Here is a 21,331-nt window from a genome sequence, read left to right on the forward strand (position 1 = left end):
TGCTTCTTGCACTACAACAATGCTCGCTCGTTTCAAATCTACAGCCTGACTATTGTATCTTCGATCTTGAGATGAACCTTCTGCAAGATAAGTGGCATCATGAGGAACAATAAACACTGATACTTTGCCATTTTCGCCTTGCATCACCATGTGTAAGCTTCTGACGTTTTCGAAGTCACAAAAGTTGGCGTAGTACACTTGGCCTAATTCTTCTGTGAACTCACCACCAAACTGAGCCAGTTTTGCATTCACTTGCTGCAGTGACACATTGTCTTGGGCATCTAAAGCATAACTACCTTCTTGATACACATGAGCTATGGCTTGATCGGCTATATTCAACAAACTTTGTTGCTGCCACATGGTAAAGCTTACGCCCACCACAAATGCGACAGATGCAGCCATAGCAAGCTGTATACGATTACGTACTTTACTCGCCCTATGTGATTGCATCGTTTGACGTAGTAACAGCTTGTTCACGAGATCACCAGGTACTTCTACTTGACTGGCCTGTTGCATGCTTTTGTCTAGGTCTTTTAATTCTTGGCTGAATTCCTGCTTTTTAGGGTCGCTAGCGATAGCGGCTAATACCCGTTCATCTGTAGAATTGGGGTCAGCGTATAAGCTACGACGAAACTCTAATTCATCCATTTTTACGCCCCCTATTTTCATTGGATTTATCTAACGCTTCTTTGACTTGATTACGTGCTCTGAATAATCGTGTCATCACGGTGTTTTTGTTTAAATTTAGCTGCTGGGCGATTTCATCACCGCTGTAGCCAAAAACTATCTGTAACATTAGTGGTTCTCTGTATTCTTCACTCAACGACGCCATAATTGCGCGTAACTCTCTGTGCTCAATTTCGACTTCATTCGTTAGCTGATCATCAATCACCGAGACATCATCAATATCAACTAGGTCAAATCTGTTTTCGTTCAAAACGCCTGGCATTCTCGCGGCGCAATATGGTGATCAACCACGACTTCGCGGCTCTTTCATCTTTGAGTGAATCCAACGACTTCCATGCGCGAAGAAAGGTCTCCTGTACTATGTCCTCCGCTACCGCTTTGTCTTTCACAAGCCAGATAGGCGTAACGGAATATGTCACTATGAAGCGCCAGCACTAACACTTCATAACGCTTGCTGTTTATTTGCCATGTCACTAGAGACCGAGGCTTGTGCCTATTTTGCTTTCGCGAAAACATTTTATAATTCCACCATCAGCTTTGGCTTGTGTTTTGTTGCGTACCCTACAGAGTTACTTTCTGCAACTGCTAGGAATGTCCGCGTGTCAGCTATTCTAACGGGTACCTATCACACATAAAACTCGTTCTGGCCGATGCAATCGGCCTGCTTTGTATGAAGTTTCGGGATACAGCGGCGACAAGTCATGTTTTGTCTGTTTTTTGCATACATTGCCGCTCTTTACGCAGTTTTACGCAATATTTGCTGCTACGTTCTGTGCTTTGCCACTCGCTTTGCCGTTTGGCAGTAACGTGAGGCCAAAAGTGTGCATTAACTGCCGCATCCAGTGACTTGATTGTCGATACACTTTTAAGCTTTCTGCCAACGGTGCTTCTTTGTCTTGGATACGTAGTGCCGCTAGCCACAGAGCAGAGATAGTTTTGAAGGTGTCCACAGGATGTATGTTTGTATCTGATAGCTTTTTCTAAGGTTCGCCCATATGGCCTGTTCTCTTTGTGTGTATTCCTATCAGCTGAAGTGTTCTGACATGCCTAGTCGCCGCTTTTAAACTCGCATTAACGTGTCGGTCCACCACAAGATTACCAAGGTCAGCACCCACAACACCAACAAAGTCGACTGTGAGCCAAATCCAATATTGAGGCATCGTCCATAGCTTGGATTATTGAATTCAGCTGGGCGTTATTGGCTCTTGTGAGTCTCACTTTCCGAGCGCCGTCCTGAAGCCGTTGGGCTGGTACGGGAATAGCGACTGGTTGGTTGGGTTGCCGCAGGTAATATTTGCAGTGTCTTTTCTGCTAACACCGCATATTCTGTTTTTTGCGTCATCGTATTAAACCAAGGGATCCTCACTTCTGGGATCACCAGCTGGGCCAGCCTGACTGGGGATGATGGCAATGCTCTCTTTGCGCTGGGCGACCAACGTATCGTCTTTTTCGACGGTTGTTGTTTCGGCTTGGTCTGGGTAGGTTTTCACCGACTCAGGGTAAATACTGACTAATTTCAGGCAGTTGCTCCTCGACCACACCTATTGCGGTTAGCGTAATCGTGCGGGTGATGGGCTCTCCGGCAATAAACGCTCGTGGTATTGCCTTGCCATTCGTCGTCTAGCTTGCACAAAGTACACTGGGTAAGCCAATGTTGGTCGTAGTTACTTGGGATGGGTAGATACGCTGATACTCTGGCTTGGGCCAACTCTGTTCACTGCCTTGCTGCGGTTAAAAAAGCCAAAACTTTGCCGTGAGTTATCAATCACCTCGCCCTCAAACAGAGGGCCTTCGATGGTAAACGCTGCCACTTTGCTGAGGCGATGATGGCGAACGATCGCTCGATAATACGGTACCGGCGCCCCTCAACAACCTCGTCATATTCTTTGTCTTTACCTATTTGCCTGATGTCGGCATTTTCTAATGTTGGGCTGGTTAAGACTGCCTCTTTGCAAGTCTTTACCTAAATGCAGTTTGACCGTGTATAGCGAATTTGTTGCTGCAGATAGGCCTCTTCCACATCGACTTTGGTTGTAATAAATAGATCTCGCCCACTTGACGTCAGCAGCTGGCTGTCGCGGGTACCACTAACACCTCTAGTGGTTTTGTCATCGACGCCGTCTACGTTAAAGGCGGGGAATGGTGTAACGGCCTTTAGTTTGCTTGGGATCAGGATCGGTGGACCATGTGGTTGCTTCTGGTGGTGTCGAAAGTTGACCATTTTTGTTTGCGAGCTGACTGACGTGCGGCCTACTACAAAGTCTTTCATCAAGAATAGAGGCATCAAAGGCGTCTCTTTTTACCTCACCGTTCGCCACCACCGACAGAATAAATGATTCGCCCTCCATCACCGGATTTTTGTCGACGGACGCGCTCACTTCAATTGATTGAGCATGGGCCATACTTGTTAAGATTAAAAAACCTAAGCAGATTATTAATTTGGGCATTTTAGACATACTCACTACTACCAATTCCTCTGTATATTTGTTGGCAATCTTTCTGTTTTTCGCCGTTGAGACTCAATTTGCATTTTACGTTTTAATAAAAATGCAGGATCGTCTGGTACCCGATTGAGCAAATTTTGCATACGTTGCATTTGCTCGCGTTGTTCATCGGTTAGCTCTTCTTCACCTTGTTGCTGGGCGAGGGCTTGTTGTTCTTGCTCTGATTTCTGTTCCTCGGCCTCAGCCTGGTCAGCTTGCTTTTGTTCTGCCTCTTGCTGCTCTTGTTCTGCTTGGGTTTGTTGTTCAGCGTCTTGTGACTGTGACTCACTTTGTTCTGAATTTTCACCTTGCTGGGGATCTTGTGATTGTTCGCCCTCTTGATCCTGTTCGCTTTTTTGACCATCTTGTTGTTGTTCGTCTTGCTGCTCACCATCTTGTTCGCCATTTTCCTGATCTTCAGATTGTTCGCCAGACTGTTCTTGTTGCTCTTTGAGCCTTTCAAGCAAGGCTTTGTTGGCTAAGGCTTCTTGATGTTCCGGTAGACGCTCAAGTACTTTGTCATATGCGGCAATCGCTTGGTCTGTCTCACCCAGATGTGCCAAAGCATTACCCGCATTGTAAGTGGCGTTGGTATAGCTTTTATCGGTAGGTTCAATTTGAGCAAAAGACTCCAAGGCCGCTTGATAATCTTCATTTTTATAGTGAGCTGTACCTTGCCATAAATTATCATCAAAGGTGTTGGCTGCCTGCTCATACTCGTTTTTATCGTAAGCTTGCATCGCCTGCTGATCAGGCGTTTGCCACATGTCCTGCCACCAACCTGCACGTGCCTCTGGTGAATAAGCTGGCATTAACACACCAATAAACACTAAGGTCACAATACCGCGTCTAAAGCTATATGCTGCAAAGGGTAAAATAAGTAGCAATAAATAAGGTCCCATTTCATGCCACTTATCACCGAAGCTTTCCGGTTCCGACTCAAGATTTTCATTTGGTTCTTGTTCAATTAGTGTTTGTTCAATTAAATAATTAATATCGCTGTCGTCAGATTGCATTGATGCATATCGCCCGCCGCTATTGCGACTCAGAGACTTTAAGTTATTAACCGTGAGTTTTGGAACAACAATTGCTCCACGGCTATCCTTTAACAACTCTCCATTAATTAGCTGAATGGGAGCCCCTGCTTCGGTACCCACACCAAGCACAGATAAGCGGAATCTTGAATCATTGAATATTTCACTTATCTCCTTCATCTGTTGATTATTAATGCCGTCGGTGATCCAAAATATTTCACCTTGTTGATACCCAGCATTACTGAGTAACTCGATAGCGGCTTGCAGACCTAACGCAGGATCACTGCCGGCTATTGGCATTATTTCAGGGGTCAGGCTGGGGATCAGAGTGGTAAGGTTTTGTGCATCCGAACTCAATGGACTAATAGTGAACGCGTCTCCTGCATAAGCCACTAACCCAGTCTCTCCTTCGGTAATTGCATTAACTAAATCGATGGCTTTGTATTTGGCACGTGTCAGCCTGTCAGGTTTTACATCAGTAGATCGCATAGATAACGACATGTCAATTAGCACCACTTTACCAGTATTTAACTGATAAACCGGTTGCGGTAATCTTTCCCAGGTTGGTCCTGCCAGCGCAATAGTGGCCAATGTCCAGCAAAAACCTAGTAAAAATAAGGGGGGGCGGACTTTTTTGATGCCTGCTGTTGTGATCAAATGTTGATACAAGTGACTCGCAAGTACTGATTGCCATCCGGACTGTTGTTTGTGTACATAGCGGATCAGCGCAACCATTATCAACAGTGGAATAATCGCCCACAACCAATAGGGGCGAATAAAATGAAATTCATTTAAGGCAGAAAAAGACTCAATCATTTTGTTGCCTCCTTTAAAGCAAACTGTTTAATCAGAGGAAATAACCCCATCAAAATGGTAATGAACAAAGCGAAGCTCAAAGGGTAAAAATATAAAGCTTGCAAAGGCCGCATTTGTTTACTTTCTCGGGCAATGGGTTCAAGTTCGTCGAGTGTGGCATAAATTTGTTTGAGAGATTTCGCATCCCTAGCTCTAAAATATCGGCCTCCGGTTGACATCGCAATGTCAGTTAACATACCTTCGTCTAAGTCCTGTGAAGGATTTACTTGCCTATTGCCAAAGAAACTTTGAACCAACATTTTGTCAGCACCCACTCCTATAGTGTAAACAGTCACACCATTGTTGATGGCTAATTCATTCGCTTGTTCCGGGGTGATATTTCCTGCTGTATTTTGACCATCTGTCAGTAAAATTAATACTTTATTCGACTCTTTACGGGTTTCAAAGCGTTTGATAGCCAGTCCAATTGCATCACCAATGGCTGTTTGCTCACCGACTAAGCCTATTAACGATTCATTTAATAGCTGATCTACTGTTTCCCTATCGTAGGTTAGGGGGGCTTGCAAATACGCAGTATCAGCAAACAAAATCAAACCTAATCTGTCGCCCACACGCCGTTTGATAAAATCACTCAATACAAACTTAATCATTTTGAGTCGGTCTACCTGACGACCATTGACTTGCATGTCATCAATTTTCATACTGCCAGATAAATCGACCGCTATCATTAAGTCTCGTCCTTCGGCAGGAATACTAACAGGTTCACCTAACCACTGGGGCCTAGCTGTGGCTAAAACGAGGGCAATCCATGCCAATGTTGCCAATAATGCGCTCAGTTTTTTTGTACCTTTACGCTGATTTTTTGCTTCGATGCCAGTCGTTAGACTAGGCACACGTAATGCTGCTTCTTGGCCTAGTTTTTTACTAGGTAGCAATAACGCCAATAATGGTAAAGGTAATAAAAAGAATGCCCACATCCACACAAATTCAAGCATTGTTTTGCTCCAATTGGCTAACCATATGTTTGTTAGGGGGCAGGGCGTATTTAATCCATGTTTCTACCGATTTAGAATAACGAGGAAATTCAGCGTTTTCTGATGTGTTTGGTTGGTAAAGTATTTGTTGCATCGACTCAAAGGTTTCGGTTACTTGTTTCGCTTTCTTGCTAGGAAGTGTTTTAACTAAAAAATCGGTCCACTGTGCACCGTGCATTAGTTGCACGTTTTGGTTGGGAAAATAGTTTAATGCTACACGCTTTAATAATTGATTAAGTTGTGACACACAGTCAAGGTTTGAGGCATCTATTTGTTGCAGAGCTTTTAAAGCTTGGCGTTTAGCTAACCTGATTTTTTGTACCTTAAGCAGCCATATCGTTAACAGGTATATGCCTACTACCAATAAGAACACAAGTAACCACCATCCATAAGCAGGTGGCCAGCTTTCTATTGAAGCGGGTGTGCGAATGTCTTTTAAGTCTTGTAGTGGATTCATCTGTTTTTACTCCCAGAAAAACGGTCTAGCTGCAATTCTAGGGGGTGGCCAGCGTCAATTCTGATCACCTGTGCCTTACATTGTTTTAGGGTATTTTCAATTTTATCGAAATGAACCTGATGTTGATTGCTGTACTGCAATTCGGTATCTTTTTCGCCTAACACAATTTGTTGTCTATTGTCTCCATCACTCAAGGTCACCCTTTGACTCATTTTTACCTTTGGCAACTGATGTTCAAAAGGGTCGCTGATAGGGTAAGCAATCACCTCACAATGTTTACCTAGTTGAGCGATATGCTGTTGAGCGAGTTCATCTAACTGACTGAAGTCGCTTAATATAAAGATTAGACTGCCGGGATGAGCGAGCCTTCGTAACCTAGCGCATGCGTTTCCCAGAGTAATCTGATCTTGATTAGGTGTTTGCAGTCCCTGTTGCACTGTTTGTTGCGCGCCTTGCTGCACTTTGATCATACTATTTAAAAGTGACAATACCGCTTTTTGCCGGGTAAAAGGTTTACATTCGAGATGTTGATGCTGATTAAATACCAAACCACCAATGCGATCACCGCGTTTTCTGGCCGACCATGCAATGAGGGCACTTAAGTGAGCCGCTTGCACTGACTTAAATAAAAATTGGGTACCAAACTGCATACTTGAAGATAAGTCGGTGAGCACAAATACAGGGCGTTCTTTTTCTTCACGATATAGCTTAGTGTGAGTTTTACCGGTACGAGCTGTGACGCGCCAATCAATGGCTCGAATATCGTCACCTGCTTGATAATGGCGGGCTTCGTCAAACTCCATGCCACGGCCTTTGGTTTTAGCCAAATACGCCCCTGCAAGTTTGGCTTGCACCGTTTTGCGTGGTGACAAGTTTAACAATGCTGTTTTACCTTGGTAGTGAATAAGCTCTTTGATTCCAAGATCTACACCGTTGCTTTGGTATTTAGATAACCATTTTTCAATGTCTTGCATACTGTTTCCTTTAACCTACCTAGTCTAAGGAACAGGTACTAGCTGCATAATTTTGTCCAACACTTTATTACTGTTGACCCCTTCCGCTTCTGCTTCGTAACTGAGTAACAACCTATGGCGTAATACGTTATGAAATACAGCTTGAATATTGTCAGGCCCAACAAAATCCCTACCCATTAGCCATGCATGTGCCCGAGCACATTTGTCTAAAGCAATAGTGGCACGCGGACTGGCTCCAAACTCTATCCAGTTAGCTAATTCAGCGTCGTAACTCTGTGGTTGGCGCGTGGCAATAATTAACTGAACTATATATTGTTCTAATGCTTCATCTAAGTGGATTTTTAATACCTCTTGACGAGCATTTAGAATATCTGCTTGGCTTAGGTTAGGTGGTGTAACCACTTCTACGTGCATTGCTTCATTGCGAGTTAGGCGCAAAATCTCTAGTTCAGTTTCAGCACCTGGATAATCAATTTCTAAATGCATTAAGAAACGGTCAAGCTGGGCTTCTGGCAGCGGATAGGTGCCTTCTTGTTCAATTGGGTTTTGGGTGGCCATAACCAAAAATAACTCTGGCAGAGCATAAGTAGTATTACCTACGGTAATTTGTCTTTCTCCCATAGCTTCAAGTAATGCAGACTGAACCTTAGCAGGGGCTCGATTAATCTCATCTGCCAAGACTAGATTGTGGAAAAGTGGCCCTTTTTGAAATTCGAAGCTACCGTTTTCTGGGCGATAAATATCTGTTCCGGTCAAATCTGCTGGAAGTAAATCAGGTGTAAACTGCACCCGATGAAAATCACCTTCTAAACCATTCGCTAGTGCATTTACCGCTCGGGTTTTTGCTAAACCTGGAGGGCCTTCCACCAACAGGTGTCCATCCGCTAATAGCGCAACTAAAATATTTTTTGTTAGTGTTTGTTGACCCACCACTTGGCTGTCTAGGTATGTTTGTAACTGTTTAAATTGTGCGGCTGCCATAGTGTTAACTACTTCCTTCTAATTTGCGAATGTTCAGAACTGGTTTAAATTAAGTCTTATTGATAATGGTCGGACTAACTAAGGTATATATGATCACAACCCAGATTACTCACTATGCTAACCGATATAAGGTTCCCCTTTAGAAAAACAATGTTACAAAGTTTAAAAAAATGTTTACTTGGGATAAATTAATATTTTTACAAAGAGTTGGCGACCCACCCAATAAAAAAGTTGTGTAAACTTAGGAAGTCTATATGTGCCATCTACATCAAGTGATTCGGTGATGTTGACATAAAAATGAGTTCTTTGATTGCGTAATAATTAAGAATTTAGGGTTACCTTGAACTCATTATCGTAACTAGGTACAATCTATTACACTTTACAGGTCAGACCACTAGGTTTGAATATTTATAAGGGCATGATATGACAGCTAAGCAGATAGTCAAAACAAGAGAAGGCGACAGGATCGCTATTGTTGCCGGCCTAAGAACGCCATTTGCCAAAATGGCTACTTACTTTCATGGCGTGCCAGCTGTTGACTTAGGTAAAATGGTGGTCAACGAAATGTTAGTGCGTAATAACGTTGACCCGATGATTATCGAGCAGTTGGTCTACGGTCAAGTCGTACAAATGCCAGAAGCACCGAACATTGCCCGTGAAATAGTATTAGGTACTGGCATGAACGTGCACACCGATGCCTATAGTGTCTCTAGAGCCTGTGCCACCAGTTTTCAATCAACCGTGAATATTGCTGAGTCGATGATGGCCGGAAATATTAGTGTGGGTGTGGCAGGGGGCGCTGATTCTACTTCTGTCTCGCCCATAGGTGTTTCCAAAAAGTTGGCCAGAGCATTAACTGATCTACAAAAAACTAAAACGGTTGGGCAAAAATGGCAAGTGCTTAAACAATTAGGTCTGAAAGATTTAATACCAGTGCCGCCGGCAGTAGCCGAATACTCCACCGGATTATCTATGGGGCAAACTGCCGAGCAAATGGCCAAATCTCATAATATCAGTCGTCAAGATCAAGATGCATTAGCGCATCGTTCACATACCTTAGCCGCACAAAGTTGGAACGAGGGTAAGTTAGCCAATGAAGTGATGACGGCTTATGCTGAACCTTTTAAAGGTGCATTAGAAAAAGACAATAATGTACGTTTTGATTCTAAAATTGAAAGTTATGCCAAGCTCCGTCCCGTGTTTGATAAAAAGCATGGCACGGTTACCGCGGCTAATGCGACACCACTTACAGATGGTGGCTCGGCTGTATTAATGATGACAGAAAGTCGCGCCAAAGCATTAGGTTATACCCCGCTTGGATATATAAAAAGTTATGCTTGGGCAGCGATAGACGTGCATAAAGACATGTTAATGGGGCCTTCTTATGCCACACCTATGGCGCTTGATAGAGCCGGTATGACATTAAACGACCTCACCTTGATTGAAATGCATGAGGCATTTGCTGCGCAAACCTTAGCTAACATGAAAATGTTCGCCAGTGATAAATTTGCTCAAGAAAAATTAGGCCGAATTAAAGCGACGGGCGAGATTGATATGGATAAATTTAATGTCATGGGCAGCTCTTTAGCCTATGGGCATCCATTTGCCGCAACGGGCACGCGCATGATTACGCAGATGTTAAATGAATTAAATCGCCGAGGCGGGGGGGCTGGTTTACTAACGGCCTGTGCCGCAGGTGGCTTAGCTGCAGCTATGATAGTTGAAACGGATTAAGGAGAAGAATGTGGAAAGTGTGAAGAGTGTGAAGAATGTGAAGAATATGACAACAAATAATCAATCAACAGATTTAAAAAGTGAAATACAAAGCGCCTTTACACTGGATGTGCGTGATGACGGTATCGCCATATTAACCATGGACGTACCCGGCGAAAGCATGAATACGCTTAAAGTGGAATTTGCCGAACAAATTAATACTGTACTCGAACAAATAAACGCAGATAGCAGCATAAAGGGCGTAGTGGTTATAAGTGGTAAAGACAATTCTTTTGTAGCTGGCGCCGATATTAGTATGTTGGCAGCTTGTGAAAGTGCACAAGACGCAACGACCATTGCCAAAGGCGGTCAGGATATGTTTCAAAGAATTGAAGATATGCCTGTAACTTTTGTAGCGGCTATTCATGGTCCTGCATTAGGTGGCGGTTTAGAGCTAGCGTTAGCATGCCATTATCGTGTTTGTAGTGACGATGCAAAAACCCAATTAGGATTACCAGAAGTGCAGCTTGGTTTATTACCTGGAAGCGGCGGGACCCAGCGTTTGCCAAAACTGATCAGTGTGCAGCAAGCCATGAAAATGATGCTGACGGGTGCCTCAGTTCGTGCCAAACAAGCCAAAAAATACGGCATTGTTGATGACATGGTGCCCCAATCTATTCTGCTTGATGTGGCCATTGAAATGGCGAAAAAAACTAAGCCAAAACGTATAGGCCCTAAGTTAGATCTAATGGGCAAATTCTTAGAGAATACATCGGTGGGTCGAAATTTGATGTTTAGCCAAGCCCGCAAACAAACTGCAAGTAAGACCCAAGGAAACTATCCATCACCAGCGCTTATCATTGATTGTATTGAGACGGGATTATCCAAAGGTTTTAAGAAGGGCTTAGATGTCGAAGCCCAACATTTTGGTAATTTGGTCATGAGCTCTGAGTCTGCGGCCCTTAGAAGTTTATTTTTTGCTACCACTGATATGAAAAAAGAAACAGGTATAGAAGGTGTACAACCTGCTTCTTTAAAGAAAGTGGGGGTGTTGGGTGGTGGTTTGATGGGCGGGGGGATTGCCTTTGTGACGGCCACTAAAGCTGGTTTGCCAGCTCGTATTAAAGATATCCGCAGTGAAGGTATTGCCAATGCCATTAAGTACAGTTTTGATATTCTGAATAAAAAAGTCAAACGTCGTTTTATGCAAAAATCAGAGATGCAAAAACAAATGGCATTACTAACAGGCTCAGTCGATTATTCTGGTTTTCGAGATGTAGATGTAGTGATTGAAGCCGTATTTGAAGATTTAAACTTAAAACAAAATATGGTGGCCGAAGTAGAAGAAAACTGTGTTGAGCATACTATTTTTGCCTCCAATACGTCCTCTATCCCAATCACACAAATTGCCGAAAAAGCAAAAAGGCCAGAACAAGTGATAGGCCTGCACTACTTCTCTCCCGTGGACAAAATGCCTCTGGCTGAGGTCATTGCCCATGCCAAAACGTCTGACAAAACTATTTCAACTACTGTTGAGCTAGCGAAAAAACAAGGTAAAACCCCCATAGTCGTTAAAGACGGTGCAGGTTTTTATGTGAATCGTATTTTGGCGCCTTACATGAACGAGGCTGCAGAAGTGTTACTCAGCGGAGAGCCCATTGAGCATATTGATCAATCCTTAGTGAAATTTGGTTTTCCAGTGGGACCCGTTAAATTGTTAGACGAAGTAGGCATTGATGTGGGGACTAAAATTGGTCCTATTTTACAGGCTCAGTTTGGTGATCGTTTTGCGTCTAATCCAGGATTCAACAAAATTTTGGCGGATGATCGCAAAGGTAAGAAAAATAAACGGGGATTTTATGATTACTCCGCTAAGAAACCTGGCAAAGAAGTAGACTCGTCGATTTACACATTATTAGGTATTACGCCAGCAAGCAAAATGCGTCATGAGCAAATATCTGAGCGATGTGTGTTATTGATGTTGAATGAAGCCGCCATGTGTTTAGACGAGGGAGTGGTGCGAAATGCACGTGATGGCGATATTGGTGCCATATTTGGTATCGGTTTCCCCCCCTTTTTGGGAGGACCTTTCCGATATATGCATACGTTAGGCATTGCTCATGTGGTTGCTAGGTTAGAGCATTATCAAGGGTTACTTGGCGATAAGTTTACCCCAGCACATAGCTTGAAAAAGATGCTTGAGGAAGGGCGTTCTTATTACTAAGTAAGTTGATATAGCAGCCTTTTTTTATATCCAACCTAACTTTCTTATTGCAAAGTTGGGTTGGATATATTTTATTTAATAAAATTAAAACTCAACATTAGCAGGCATTGCCAAGGTGCCAGCCTATTTCTTGGTTATGACTTAAGTGAATATTATTGGATGTAATGAATTTTGGTTTTAACCAGCGGAGCACAATCCTTGCGGCCTCACCCCTTTGCTGAACAGTGTAAAGTGGGTCTTTTCCAGTTTATGCTTTCCACCATATGTAACTTCAGAGAAATACACATCACGTATATCGATTAATGTATCACTTTGTTTGGATACTGAAGTATCCTCACAAAGTATTTTTTGAGCATTATCGTGAAGTGATGAAAGCTATTATTCACAAGATAGCATATGAATACAATTTTGATATTCAGGAGTTAGCAATCCCAGAAGATCACATTCACATAGTTTTCAAAGGCGAACCAAAAATAGCTCCTATTCATGTAATGCAAGTTATAAAAAGCATCCCAGCGAGAGAGTTTTTTAAGTTATATCGAGAGCTCAAGAAATGATACTTTTGGGTGGTAAGCTTTGGACACATAGCTATTTTTTTAAAACCATTGACAATGCGAATGAAGAGACCACCAGAAAATATGTTCAAAACCAACTAATCGGGCTGGATAAAAAAGAAATGGACGCCAAACCGTTGGGGCTGTTTTAAACTCGGACGCTTGCGGCCGATTTTTTATATCACTATTATCTTTATTATAATTGGTAAAATTATCTTTTAAGGGATTGTAATTTGCTAGTCCGTTTTGGGTGGTTACCCAAAGGTTACCTTGTGAGTCTAAAAGTAATTTTTTAGTGAAATCATTCTGTAAGAAATGGGGCTTTTTATGAGAATGCCGATAGTTTTTGAACTCATAGCCACCAAAACAGCTTAGGCCTTCAAAAGTCCTAAACCACATAAACCCACTAGTGTCTTCTAAACTGTTAGTGACTGTATTTGTATTAAGCCCTCAGGCTTAGTGTATTTAACAAAGACATTGTTTACCCCATGAACGCAGGTAACTAAAAAAGTCAAAATAACTTGGTCAAAAAAAATCTGCGGAATGTTAATAATTGCGAATATACACTTCTCACCCAAAGGTAGTAACTAACTTTTCATACTTATACTTATACTTATACTTATACTTATACTTATACTTATACTTATACTTATACTTAAACTTAAACTTAAACTTAAACTTAAATGGCTTTATATCCGTATCTATGCACTATAAATTATAGAGCGGCTACAAGTATTAATCTTGTAAAACGGGCGTCTTATTGAGAAAAGTGGTTATTTGCTGTTTTTTCAGCTGATTTTCACCAATATCAAATATATTGGCTGCTGGATTTAAAACGTTGAATGTTGGTTATGACTTCGGTTTTGAGTGAAATAGGGGCATGTTGTCCTGAGCTGAACAATATGGCTTCTCCAAAATCTTGACGGGATACGAGTGAAATTAGGTAGGACTTGAGCTCATAAAAATCAATATCTAAGATAGTTTGGATCATTTGAGAGTTGTATGTGAATGTTCTATCTAGATTGCCTATGGCCATCCACAACCTCTGACTTTTCATACTTAGATTGGTATCTTTCTCCAATAATTGTTGCATCACGCCTTTTTTGAGCGCATCCCATACATGACTATATTGGTTAATATTTTTAACGATTTTATGAAGAAATACATGAATTTCATCAATAAGGTACTCAACAGGATGATGGGATGACTGAATGTAAAAGCCTATGCCAGGATACTGATTGTAGGCTATGTAGCCACTACCGACTAAGTAACCGAGTTGTTGCTCGGTGCGCAGTTGATTAAAAAATGGGGGTGGCAATTAATTGTTCTGCAAGCATGGTCAGGGCCACATTTTTGAGACTCATGTCAGGGGCCTGAAAGTAGATGACAACAGCGGGATCTTTATGTTGGCATTCTACTTGGTAGGAAATGACTCCACCGTGTCTAATATCTGCTACACCCCTGTGAATCTTGTCATATGTTGCATGCTGTATTCTGAATTTTTTGATGTCAGCACTGAAACTGTATGCTTCATCCTTACTCCAATCACCAAATATCAGTCCTTCTAAATGAAATTGATTAAGTAACTTTTCTTTAGTGACCCATACATCATCAGGTGTTAAATGTTGCATAACGTGAGCCATTTCTGATGGGTCGTGGTTTTGTTGTTGCATAAGAACAGAAAGTTTTGAAAAAAGACGGTTGATGGGTTTGTTTAATAGTGCATTAGATAAGCCCTGATATTGTTTGGCTTTCACCTGAGAAAAACGACTAGAAAAATCTTTATTGGCAACTATTTCGTTCAAAAGATTGCTACAGAACCCTAACTGGTTTGCACTAAACCCATTAGTTTGCAGAGAAAACCCACCTTGATGAGAATATAAATGAAAATGTAAGCCTGCGAGGTTCGCTTGATAATATTTCTGGTTAAGCTTTTCGTTTAACAACGCTACCCATAATCTTTTAGTCGTTGTGACATCAATGCCTTCATTTACAGCTTGGCAATCAAAGGTTAAGAAACAATCTCCCTTGGGCTGATGAAATTTATCGTCTTGTCCATACCAAATGTCTAATCCATTTTTGCTGATAATTTTTTGGGGAACAATAAATTCAGGGGCAATGGGTTTTAATGGTTTGCAAGGGGGTATAAATTGATTGGCCTTTGGTAGCACAAAGCTTGATTGCCAATTACCGCTTAGAAAAGACGTTAGGCGTTTTGCTTCAATGGGAACAACACTATAAGGCGTATTATACCATTTGGCTTTATGTGTGGTTTTGACAAGGGGATGAATTATTTTTACACGCATATTTTTGGGGTAGAAAAACCCTAACATGTGTAAGACGATATCCACTGCTGGTTTATCCAGAATATAATCGCCTGCGATTAAGTGTTGTGGTGGGTATTCGAACATGGAATGACTGTAGTGTGATGCTTCGTCAATCGCTTTTGCTTGATTGGGGAAGTCCCACATGAGTTGATTGAGGTTGGCAGTTTCTTTTATTCTCCAGCTTGCAATACCGTTTTCTTTGATTAATTGTATATATGAGAAAATCGCTGTTATCACTTCGTCGGCATATTTAATACCTTCGTCTGTAAGCTGAAGGTTTATATTGAAGTCTTTGAAAGTACTACCTTCAATGCCACCACCGGCACTTAAGCTAGTGGCCCAATTTTTTGTTTTATAAAAATGTAATAAACCCCCTTCACCTTCATCACCTAAAATATGGCTTAGGACATTTAAAGGCTTACTTCTGTAGTGAGAATGTTGCTGGGGAAGTGCAAAGGTTAAAATCATTCTTCGCACTTTTTGTAAAGGCAAAATATTGATCTGCACACCTAGGTTTTGCTCAAGGTAAAGTGCTGGAAGCGGTTCGCTAGGTAATTTATTATTTGAAGGCCACTTAGTAAACTGTTGACGAACAGATTCTTCACTGATTGACAGCTGTTGCTGACTAACTAAGCACAAACAAGCGTTTTGAGGTTGGTAGAAACGCTCAAACATCCACTGTAATTTTTGTTTGAGTTGGGATGGACTAAATGGCTCGAATGTTTGGTGATTACCCACAGAAAATTGACTAAAAGGGTGAGCAGGGTTGCATGTTTCTTTATGCACTTGATAAAGACGTTTTAAATCGTCTTTTTGTTTTAATAAAAATTCGGCGTCTATCGCATTGATTTCTTTTTCGATAAGAGACTCGCAAAAAGAAGGTTTACTGAGCATTGCGTATAAATGCGTTAATGCTTGTTGTTCATATTCAGCTACAATTTCATAAAAATAGCTGCTGTATTCTGTACCTGTTAACGCATTAATACTGCCCCCGTGGGTGGCAATGAAATCATTAAACGCGTTGGCTTGCGTGAACTCATCGTTACCCAAAAATAGCATGTGCTCCAATAAGTGACTGATGCCATGACAATCTTTGTCATCATTGAAGTGCCCCACGTTGAAGGTAACAGAGCAGGCACTTTTCACACAATTTGGGTCTTGCACTAACAAAATTCGCAAGCCGTTATCCAATTCAATATGGTTAAATTGCCGATTATCGTAGGCACTTTTAAGCAAAATTCTCTTTCCCTGTGTTGAAAGACTTTGCAAGCATAAACTAATTTTTTAAAGGTGCAGATTTTTAATTATATTTTTTGTTATATTAGAAACAAGAGAGTCAAATGTTAAAATATATTCCGCGAGAATTATGAAGTTAATTATCATGCGTCATGGCGAAGCTGAAAGATTTCGAGTGCAGGACAATACCCGAAATTTAACCCGCTTAGGTGAAAAACAAGCTATTACAGCAGGTAAATGGTTGAACGATTACCTAGGGGCGAGTGTGGCAGTCGATATTGCCATATTAAGCAGTTATGTTCGTGCCCAGCAAACATATGAGCAACTCAGTAAACAAATTAAAGTGATAGAAAAGCAAATCTGTGAGGATGTGATACCTGAGGGCGATCCTAAAGTCGCTCATGATTTCATTAATGCATTGTTTGAAACACCATCAAAACCAAATGTTATTTTGGTTGTCAGTCATATGCCGTTTGTGAGTTACTTTTTGGAAGAAGTACACGTTGATAAAAAATCTATGTTATTTGATACCTCTAGTATAGTCATCATTGATTATGATCTCGCTGCCGGGGCTGGCAATATAGAACGTATTTATCACCCGGTTTAAATACTGAGAAATTGAGTCAATTAACCTTAAAAAAAACTGATTGAGGTACCGGTATATAGCGTATGCTCAGAAAAAGTTTACCAGCTGTTTGCAACAAACCTTGGGTTCCGATGTAAATAAATCGCAACTGACTCACGATGATGAGCTTCAGAGGATGTATGATCGCCTGTTAAACTTGGACGTAAAAGTAGAGTACCTAAAAAATAAAATTACAAAAACCGAGCGAAAACAAGCTGTAATTTATTCAGAATATTTGATTTCATCACTACGGTAGAACTCAGGTATAACGCGCACAGTTTTCACCATATTGTCTTTCATCTCTAATACTTCGATCGGATAGCCGGCAATACGTAAACTGATATTTGCTTCTGGAATATCTTCCAAATACTCCAAAATCAATCCGTTTAAAGTTTTAGGGCCTTCTGTAGGAAATTGCCAATCTAATTCTTTATTGAGCTCACGGATATTGGCACTTCCATCTATCAATACACTGCCGTCTTGTTGTAAATTGGCTTCTTTACTGTGGTCAGGCAAAAAGCTAGTGGTAAAGTCACCAATAATTTCTTCCAATATATCTTCTAACGTCACTAAACCTTGAATATCACCGTATTCATCCACCACTAACCCAATTCGTTCTTTTACCTCTTGAAATTTGTACATCAAAGTATGTAATGGAGTGGACTCAGGTGTGAAATATATTTCTCGTACAGCTCTGAGTAATGTGGCTTTAGTGAATTGATCTTTTGAGAGTAATCTCAGCGCGTCACGGACATGCACAAATCCAACCGCATCATCTATGCTATCTCGATACAACAAAACTCTGGTGTGCTGTGAGTTAACCAATTGTTTTTGAATATCTTTCCATTCGTCGTTAATGTCGATAGACACAATATCGCTGCGCGGTACCATAATGTCTTCAGCCGTCACGTTTTCTAGGTCTAGAATACCCATTAACATATCTTGGTGTTTTTTCGGGATCATTGCGCCGGCTTCATCGACAACAGTGCGCAGTTCTTCGCGGCTAAGGCTATTGCCATCTTCACCGGTATGTTTGACTCGAAAAAGTGCTAATAAACTGTTACAGATACCATTAACTAAGTACACAAGAGGGTAAAGCAAAGTAAGTAACGGCAATAAAATAATCGAGCTAGGAAAGGATATTCTTTCTGGGTACAAAGCTGCGAGTGTTTTAGGTGTCACTTCGGCAAAGATTAAAATGACTAACGTTAATGAAAGCGTTGTTATGGCAGTTGCTACGCCAAGACCTAAATGTCCAAACAAGCGCATACAAATAATGGTGGCGATAGAAGAGGCCGCAATATTGACAAGGTTGTTACCTATTAGAATTAATCCAATTAGCCTGTCTGGGCGCTGTAACAGTTTTTGTACTCTGAGAGCACCTTTATGCCCTTCGTTCTCAAGATGTTTAAGACGATATCGATTAATGGACATCATGCCAGTTTCTGAACTTGAAAAGTATGCTGAGAGTAAAATCAAAACACCGAGAATTATGAATAAACTACTGGTGGCAATGTCTTCCAACTATGGAAATCCTATGGTAGAAAAGAACCCGCACTTTAAGGGCTATTTAGATGCTATTCAAGCGTTAAGTATGACTTCCCTAACAATTCGGCTGCCGAAATAGGCTAGGGTGAGTAATACTCCACCCAAAATAGTCGACCATATTACTGGTTTCCCACGCCATCCAAACCACGCATTTCCCATTAAAATAACGCTATACAGTCCCCATGCTAGAAGTGATAAAACAGTTTTATGAGCCTGCTCTTTGGCGAACATGTTATCTAAAAACATGAATCCACTGACTAATGACAAGGTCAGTAAAACAGTACCAACTAACAATAATTTGAATAGAATATTTTCTACTGCCATTAAAGGAGGTAAAGAGGAATGCAAAAGAGACGCGTTTTTTTCTTTTAAGCGAAAATTGATGTAAGACAATTGCACTGCATATAAAGAGGCGATAGCCAAACATGCATAAGCAAACAAGGCCAAACTAATATGGATTAATAGATGAGGTTTCAAACTGATTTGTATGACATGAGCACTGGGTATTAAACCACTCAGCAAAACGATCAGGCCAGTAAAGCTATATACTACTGGTAACAAAATAGTGTTAGGTAATCTAAAAGAAGCTATCAACATGGTGACGCTAATTAGCCAACCCACCAATGAGGCTACATTTAGCATACTCATATTCTGTCCCATCGCAGGTTCAATCAGTATGCCGCTTCTTAAAATGATGATGTGTAACCCCATAGCCACCAAAACACTAATAATGGCTGCGAGCTTATTGGGACCTTTTTTTTGAAACATCCCAGAAAAGATGATGCCAGAAGCCAGGATATAAAAAACAAAACATATGGCAGCCATCAACATGATAGATTTCTTGATATGACATTGGGAAGAGTTGAGATAAACATTTTGCTAACTAAATTTTCCAAACACAAGGTGACAAATGACTATTATAAAACTAAAACTAACACTAAACCTCGATACATTACATAGTTCAACTCAGTTTTAAGCATTAACTGGAAAAATCTCTAAGTAGATATGTGCTTGAGCATTCTTATCTGCTAGCTTCTTCTATATAATAAACCCATAGAAAATTGTTGGTAGCATAGTATATGTTTGAAAATCTTAGCGAACGTTTAGGCAAAACTCTTAAAAATCTTAGCGGTAAAGGACGACTCACCGAAGATAATATCAAAGATACCTTACGCGAAGTGCGTATGGCGTTGCTTGAAGCTGATGTTGCCTTGCCAGTAGTAAGAGATTTTATCGGTCAAGTGAAAGAGCGTGCGGTAGGCACCGAAGTCAGTAAAAGTCTTAATCCTGGCCAAGTCTTTATTAAAATTGTCCAGTCAGAGTTAGAGTCAGTGATGGGGCAGGTTAACGAATCACTTAATTTAGCTGCTCAGCCTCCCGCCGTTGTATTAATGGCTGGTCTACAAGGTGCAGGTAAAACCACCAGTGTGGGTAAGTTAGCTGCGCTGTTAAAGCAGCGTGAAAAGAAAAAAGTATTAGTTGTAAGTGTCGATGTATATCGTCCCGCAGCAATCAAACAGCTCGAAACATTAGCCGCAGAGGTTGATGTTGAATTTTTTCCTTCGTCAGAGGATCAAAAACCCATTGATATTGCTAATGCAGCAATAGATTTTGCCCGTAAACACTTCTTCGATGTACTACTAGTGGATACCGCTGGTCGTTTACATGTTGATGGCGAGATGATGGGAGAGATTCAAGCATTACACAAATCTATCAATCCCATTGAAACGTTGTTTGTGGTAGACGCCATGACTGGCCAAGACGCAGCCAATACCGCCAAGGCTTTTAACGACGCATTACCTTTAACTGGTGTGATCCTAACTAAAGCGGATGGTGATGCTCGAGGTGGAGCAGCGTTATCGGTAAGGCACATTACAGGCAAACCCATTAAGTTCATCGGTATGGGTGAAAAACTTGATGCACTAGAAGCCTTTCATCCAGAGCGTATTGCCTCGCGTATTTTGGGTATGGGTGATGTACTCACCTTAATCGAAGAAGTTGAACGCAAAGTCGATAAGGATAAAGCACAGAAGCTAGCCAAAAAAGTACAAAAAGGCAAAGGCTTCGACTTACAGGATTTCAAAGAACAACTAGAGCAAATGCGTAATATGGGTGGCATGATGTCGATGATGGATAAAATGCCTGGTATGGGCAATATGACATCGCAGATCAAAGAAAAAGCTAACGATAAATCCTTTGTGCAAATGGAATCTATCATCAATTCTATGACACCAGGTGAGCGTACACGTCCAGATGTGATAAAAGGCGGACGTAAACGCCGCATAGCAGCAGGCTCAGGTACACAAATTCAAGATGTGAATAGATTGCTAAAGCAATTTACTCAGATGCAAAAAATGATGAAAAAAATGTCGGGCGGCGGCATGAAAAAAATGATGCGTGGTATGCAAGGTATGATCCCTCCGGGGGGGGCTGGAGGAATGGGCGGTATGCCTCCTCCTCGTTAGAAACTTGATCTGGTTGTGGGCAATATATGAGGATGGTTTTGTTGCAATGTTGTCTTACCAACCACCCTAATATAAATGATACTTAAATAAGTTTTTCAATTGTAGAATAACATTGTCAACTAAGGCTCTGTCAGGCTTATTGACATTATTTTTGTCATTGTATTGTTTTTAGT

At 41.2% G+C, this 21,331-nt stretch carries 20 protein-coding genes and 2 pseudogenes; 6 read left to right on the forward strand and 16 right to left on the reverse strand.

Annotated elements, in window-relative coordinates; genetic code table 11:
• The 11 genes and pseudogenes from Q0Y52_RS17165 to Q0Y52_RS17215 all read right to left on the reverse strand — a co-directional run.
• Positions 1-669 (reverse strand): DUF3379 domain-containing protein (locus Q0Y52_RS17165; RefSeq protein WP_297823756.1); only part of this gene is annotated, 669 nt, incomplete at its 3' end.
• A pseudogene (locus tag Q0Y52_RS17170) lies at positions 641-1,156 on the reverse strand (sigma-70 family RNA polymerase sigma factor). The gene Q0Y52_RS17165 and the pseudogene Q0Y52_RS17170, both read right to left, overlap by 29 nt.
• 277 nt (positions 1,157-1,433) lie before the next feature.
• On the reverse strand, positions 1,434-1,637 hold the full coding sequence (locus tag Q0Y52_RS17175) for a hypothetical protein (RefSeq protein ID WP_297823757.1): 204 nt from the start codon (positions 1,635-1,637) through the stop codon (positions 1,434-1,436).
• 245 nt (positions 1,638-1,882) lie between these two features.
• A complete protein-coding gene (locus Q0Y52_RS17180) occupies positions 1,883-2,029 on the reverse strand; it encodes a hypothetical protein (RefSeq protein ID WP_297823758.1) in 147 nt (48 codons plus the stop codon).
• A 4-nt stretch (positions 2,030-2,033) separates the two neighbouring features.
• A complete protein-coding gene (locus tag Q0Y52_RS17185) occupies positions 2,034-2,228 on the reverse strand; it encodes a hypothetical protein (RefSeq protein ID WP_297823759.1) in 195 nt (64 codons plus the stop codon).
• Positions 2,229-2,813: 585 nt separating this feature from the next.
• Positions 2,814-3,143, reverse strand: a complete 330-nt coding sequence (locus Q0Y52_RS17190) for a BatD family protein (RefSeq protein WP_297823760.1) — start codon at positions 3,141-3,143, stop codon at positions 2,814-2,816.
• An 8-nt stretch (positions 3,144-3,151) separates the two neighbouring features.
• Complete coding sequence (locus tag Q0Y52_RS17195; protein ID WP_297823761.1) at positions 3,152-5,020, reverse strand: VWA domain-containing protein; 1,869 nt, start codon at positions 5,018-5,020, stop codon at positions 3,152-3,154.
• Positions 5,017-6,015, reverse strand: coding sequence for a VWA domain-containing protein (locus Q0Y52_RS17200; protein WP_297823762.1), 999 nt, complete (start codon positions 6,013-6,015; stop codon positions 5,017-5,019). The genes Q0Y52_RS17195 and Q0Y52_RS17200 overlap by 4 nt, the downstream gene beginning before the upstream one ends.
• A complete protein-coding gene (locus Q0Y52_RS17205; RefSeq protein WP_297823763.1) occupies positions 6,008-6,511 on the reverse strand; it encodes a DUF4381 domain-containing protein in 504 nt (167 codons plus the stop codon). The genes Q0Y52_RS17200 and Q0Y52_RS17205 overlap by 8 nt, the downstream gene beginning before the upstream one ends.
• The gene (locus Q0Y52_RS17210; RefSeq protein ID WP_297823764.1) at positions 6,508-7,485 is read right to left on the reverse strand and encodes a DUF58 domain-containing protein; all 978 of its coding nucleotides are present in this window, start codon (positions 7,483-7,485) and stop codon (positions 6,508-6,510) included. The genes Q0Y52_RS17205 and Q0Y52_RS17210 overlap by 4 nt, the downstream gene beginning before the upstream one ends.
• Before the next feature lie 24 nt (positions 7,486-7,509).
• On the reverse strand, positions 7,510-8,466 hold the full coding sequence (locus Q0Y52_RS17215) for a MoxR family ATPase (protein ID WP_297823765.1): 957 nt from the start codon (positions 8,464-8,466) through the stop codon (positions 7,510-7,512).
• 423 nt (positions 8,467-8,889) lie between these two features.
• Between Q0Y52_RS17215 and fadI the strand changes: the two genes are divergently transcribed.
• From fadI to Q0Y52_RS19645, 4 genes are all read left to right on the forward strand, one after another.
• Entirely contained in the window at positions 8,890-10,200 is a 1,311-nt protein-coding gene (fadI, locus tag Q0Y52_RS17220) for an acetyl-CoA C-acyltransferase FadI (protein ID WP_297823766.1), read from the forward strand.
• Positions 10,201-10,246: 46 nt separating this feature from the next.
• Positions 10,247-12,403 carry a fatty acid oxidation complex subunit alpha FadJ gene (gene fadJ, locus Q0Y52_RS17225; protein ID WP_297823798.1) on the forward strand — a complete coding sequence of 719 codons (2,157 nt, stop codon included), beginning with the start codon at positions 10,247-10,249 and terminating at the stop codon, positions 12,401-12,403.
• Positions 12,404-12,705: 302 nt separating this feature from the next.
• Complete coding sequence (gene tnpA / locus Q0Y52_RS19640) at positions 12,706-12,960, forward strand: IS200/IS605 family transposase (protein ID WP_366939310.1); 255 nt, start codon at positions 12,706-12,708, stop codon at positions 12,958-12,960.
• A complete protein-coding gene (locus Q0Y52_RS19645; RefSeq protein ID WP_366939311.1) occupies positions 12,957-13,109 on the forward strand; it encodes a transposase in 153 nt (50 codons plus the stop codon). The genes tnpA and Q0Y52_RS19645 overlap by 4 nt, the downstream gene beginning before the upstream one ends.
• Before the next feature lie 118 nt (positions 13,110-13,227).
• Here Q0Y52_RS19645 and Q0Y52_RS19650 read toward each other — a convergent pair.
• From Q0Y52_RS19650 to Q0Y52_RS17240, 3 genes and pseudogenes are all read right to left on the reverse strand, one after another.
• Positions 13,228-13,356: pseudogene (locus Q0Y52_RS19650) on the reverse strand (hypothetical protein); the annotation flags it as partial.
• A gap of 409 nt (positions 13,357-13,765) precedes the next feature.
• Positions 13,766-14,275, reverse strand: coding sequence for a hypothetical protein (locus tag Q0Y52_RS17235; protein WP_297823768.1), 510 nt, complete (start codon positions 14,273-14,275; stop codon positions 13,766-13,768).
• Positions 14,256-16,520 carry an insulinase family protein gene (locus Q0Y52_RS17240; protein ID WP_297823769.1) on the reverse strand — a complete coding sequence of 755 codons (2,265 nt, stop codon included), beginning with the start codon at positions 16,518-16,520 and terminating at the stop codon, positions 14,256-14,258. Before Q0Y52_RS17240 ends, Q0Y52_RS17235 begins: the two co-directional genes overlap by 20 nt.
• 130 nt (positions 16,521-16,650) lie before the next feature.
• Between Q0Y52_RS17240 and sixA the strand changes: the two genes are divergently transcribed.
• Positions 16,651-17,127: a phosphohistidine phosphatase SixA gene (gene sixA / locus Q0Y52_RS17245; RefSeq protein WP_297823770.1), complete on the forward strand. Its 477-nt coding sequence runs from the start codon at positions 16,651-16,653 to the stop codon at positions 17,125-17,127.
• A 240-nt stretch (positions 17,128-17,367) separates the two neighbouring features.
• Here sixA and Q0Y52_RS17250 read toward each other — a convergent pair whose 3' ends face one another.
• Together Q0Y52_RS17250 and ccsA are read right to left on the reverse strand one after the other, a co-directional pair.
• Positions 17,368-18,669, reverse strand: coding sequence for an HlyC/CorC family transporter (locus tag Q0Y52_RS17250; RefSeq protein ID WP_297823771.1), 1,302 nt, complete (start codon positions 18,667-18,669; stop codon positions 17,368-17,370).
• Positions 18,670-18,726: 57 nt separating this feature from the next.
• Positions 18,727-19,524, reverse strand: coding sequence for a cytochrome c biogenesis protein CcsA (gene ccsA, locus Q0Y52_RS17255; RefSeq protein WP_297823772.1), 798 nt, complete (start codon positions 19,522-19,524; stop codon positions 18,727-18,729).
• A 248-nt stretch (positions 19,525-19,772) separates the two neighbouring features.
• On the opposite strand from ccsA, the gene ffh reads away from it, so the two are divergent.
• Positions 19,773-21,158, forward strand: a complete 1,386-nt coding sequence (ffh, locus tag Q0Y52_RS17260) for a signal recognition particle protein (RefSeq protein ID WP_297823773.1) — start codon at positions 19,773-19,775, stop codon at positions 21,156-21,158.
• Positions 21,159-21,331: the final 173 nt, after the last annotated feature.

It is taken from the genome of uncultured Paraglaciecola sp., from assembly GCF_943787955.1.
Classification (GTDB): Bacteria; Pseudomonadota; Gammaproteobacteria; order Enterobacterales; family Alteromonadaceae; genus Paraglaciecola.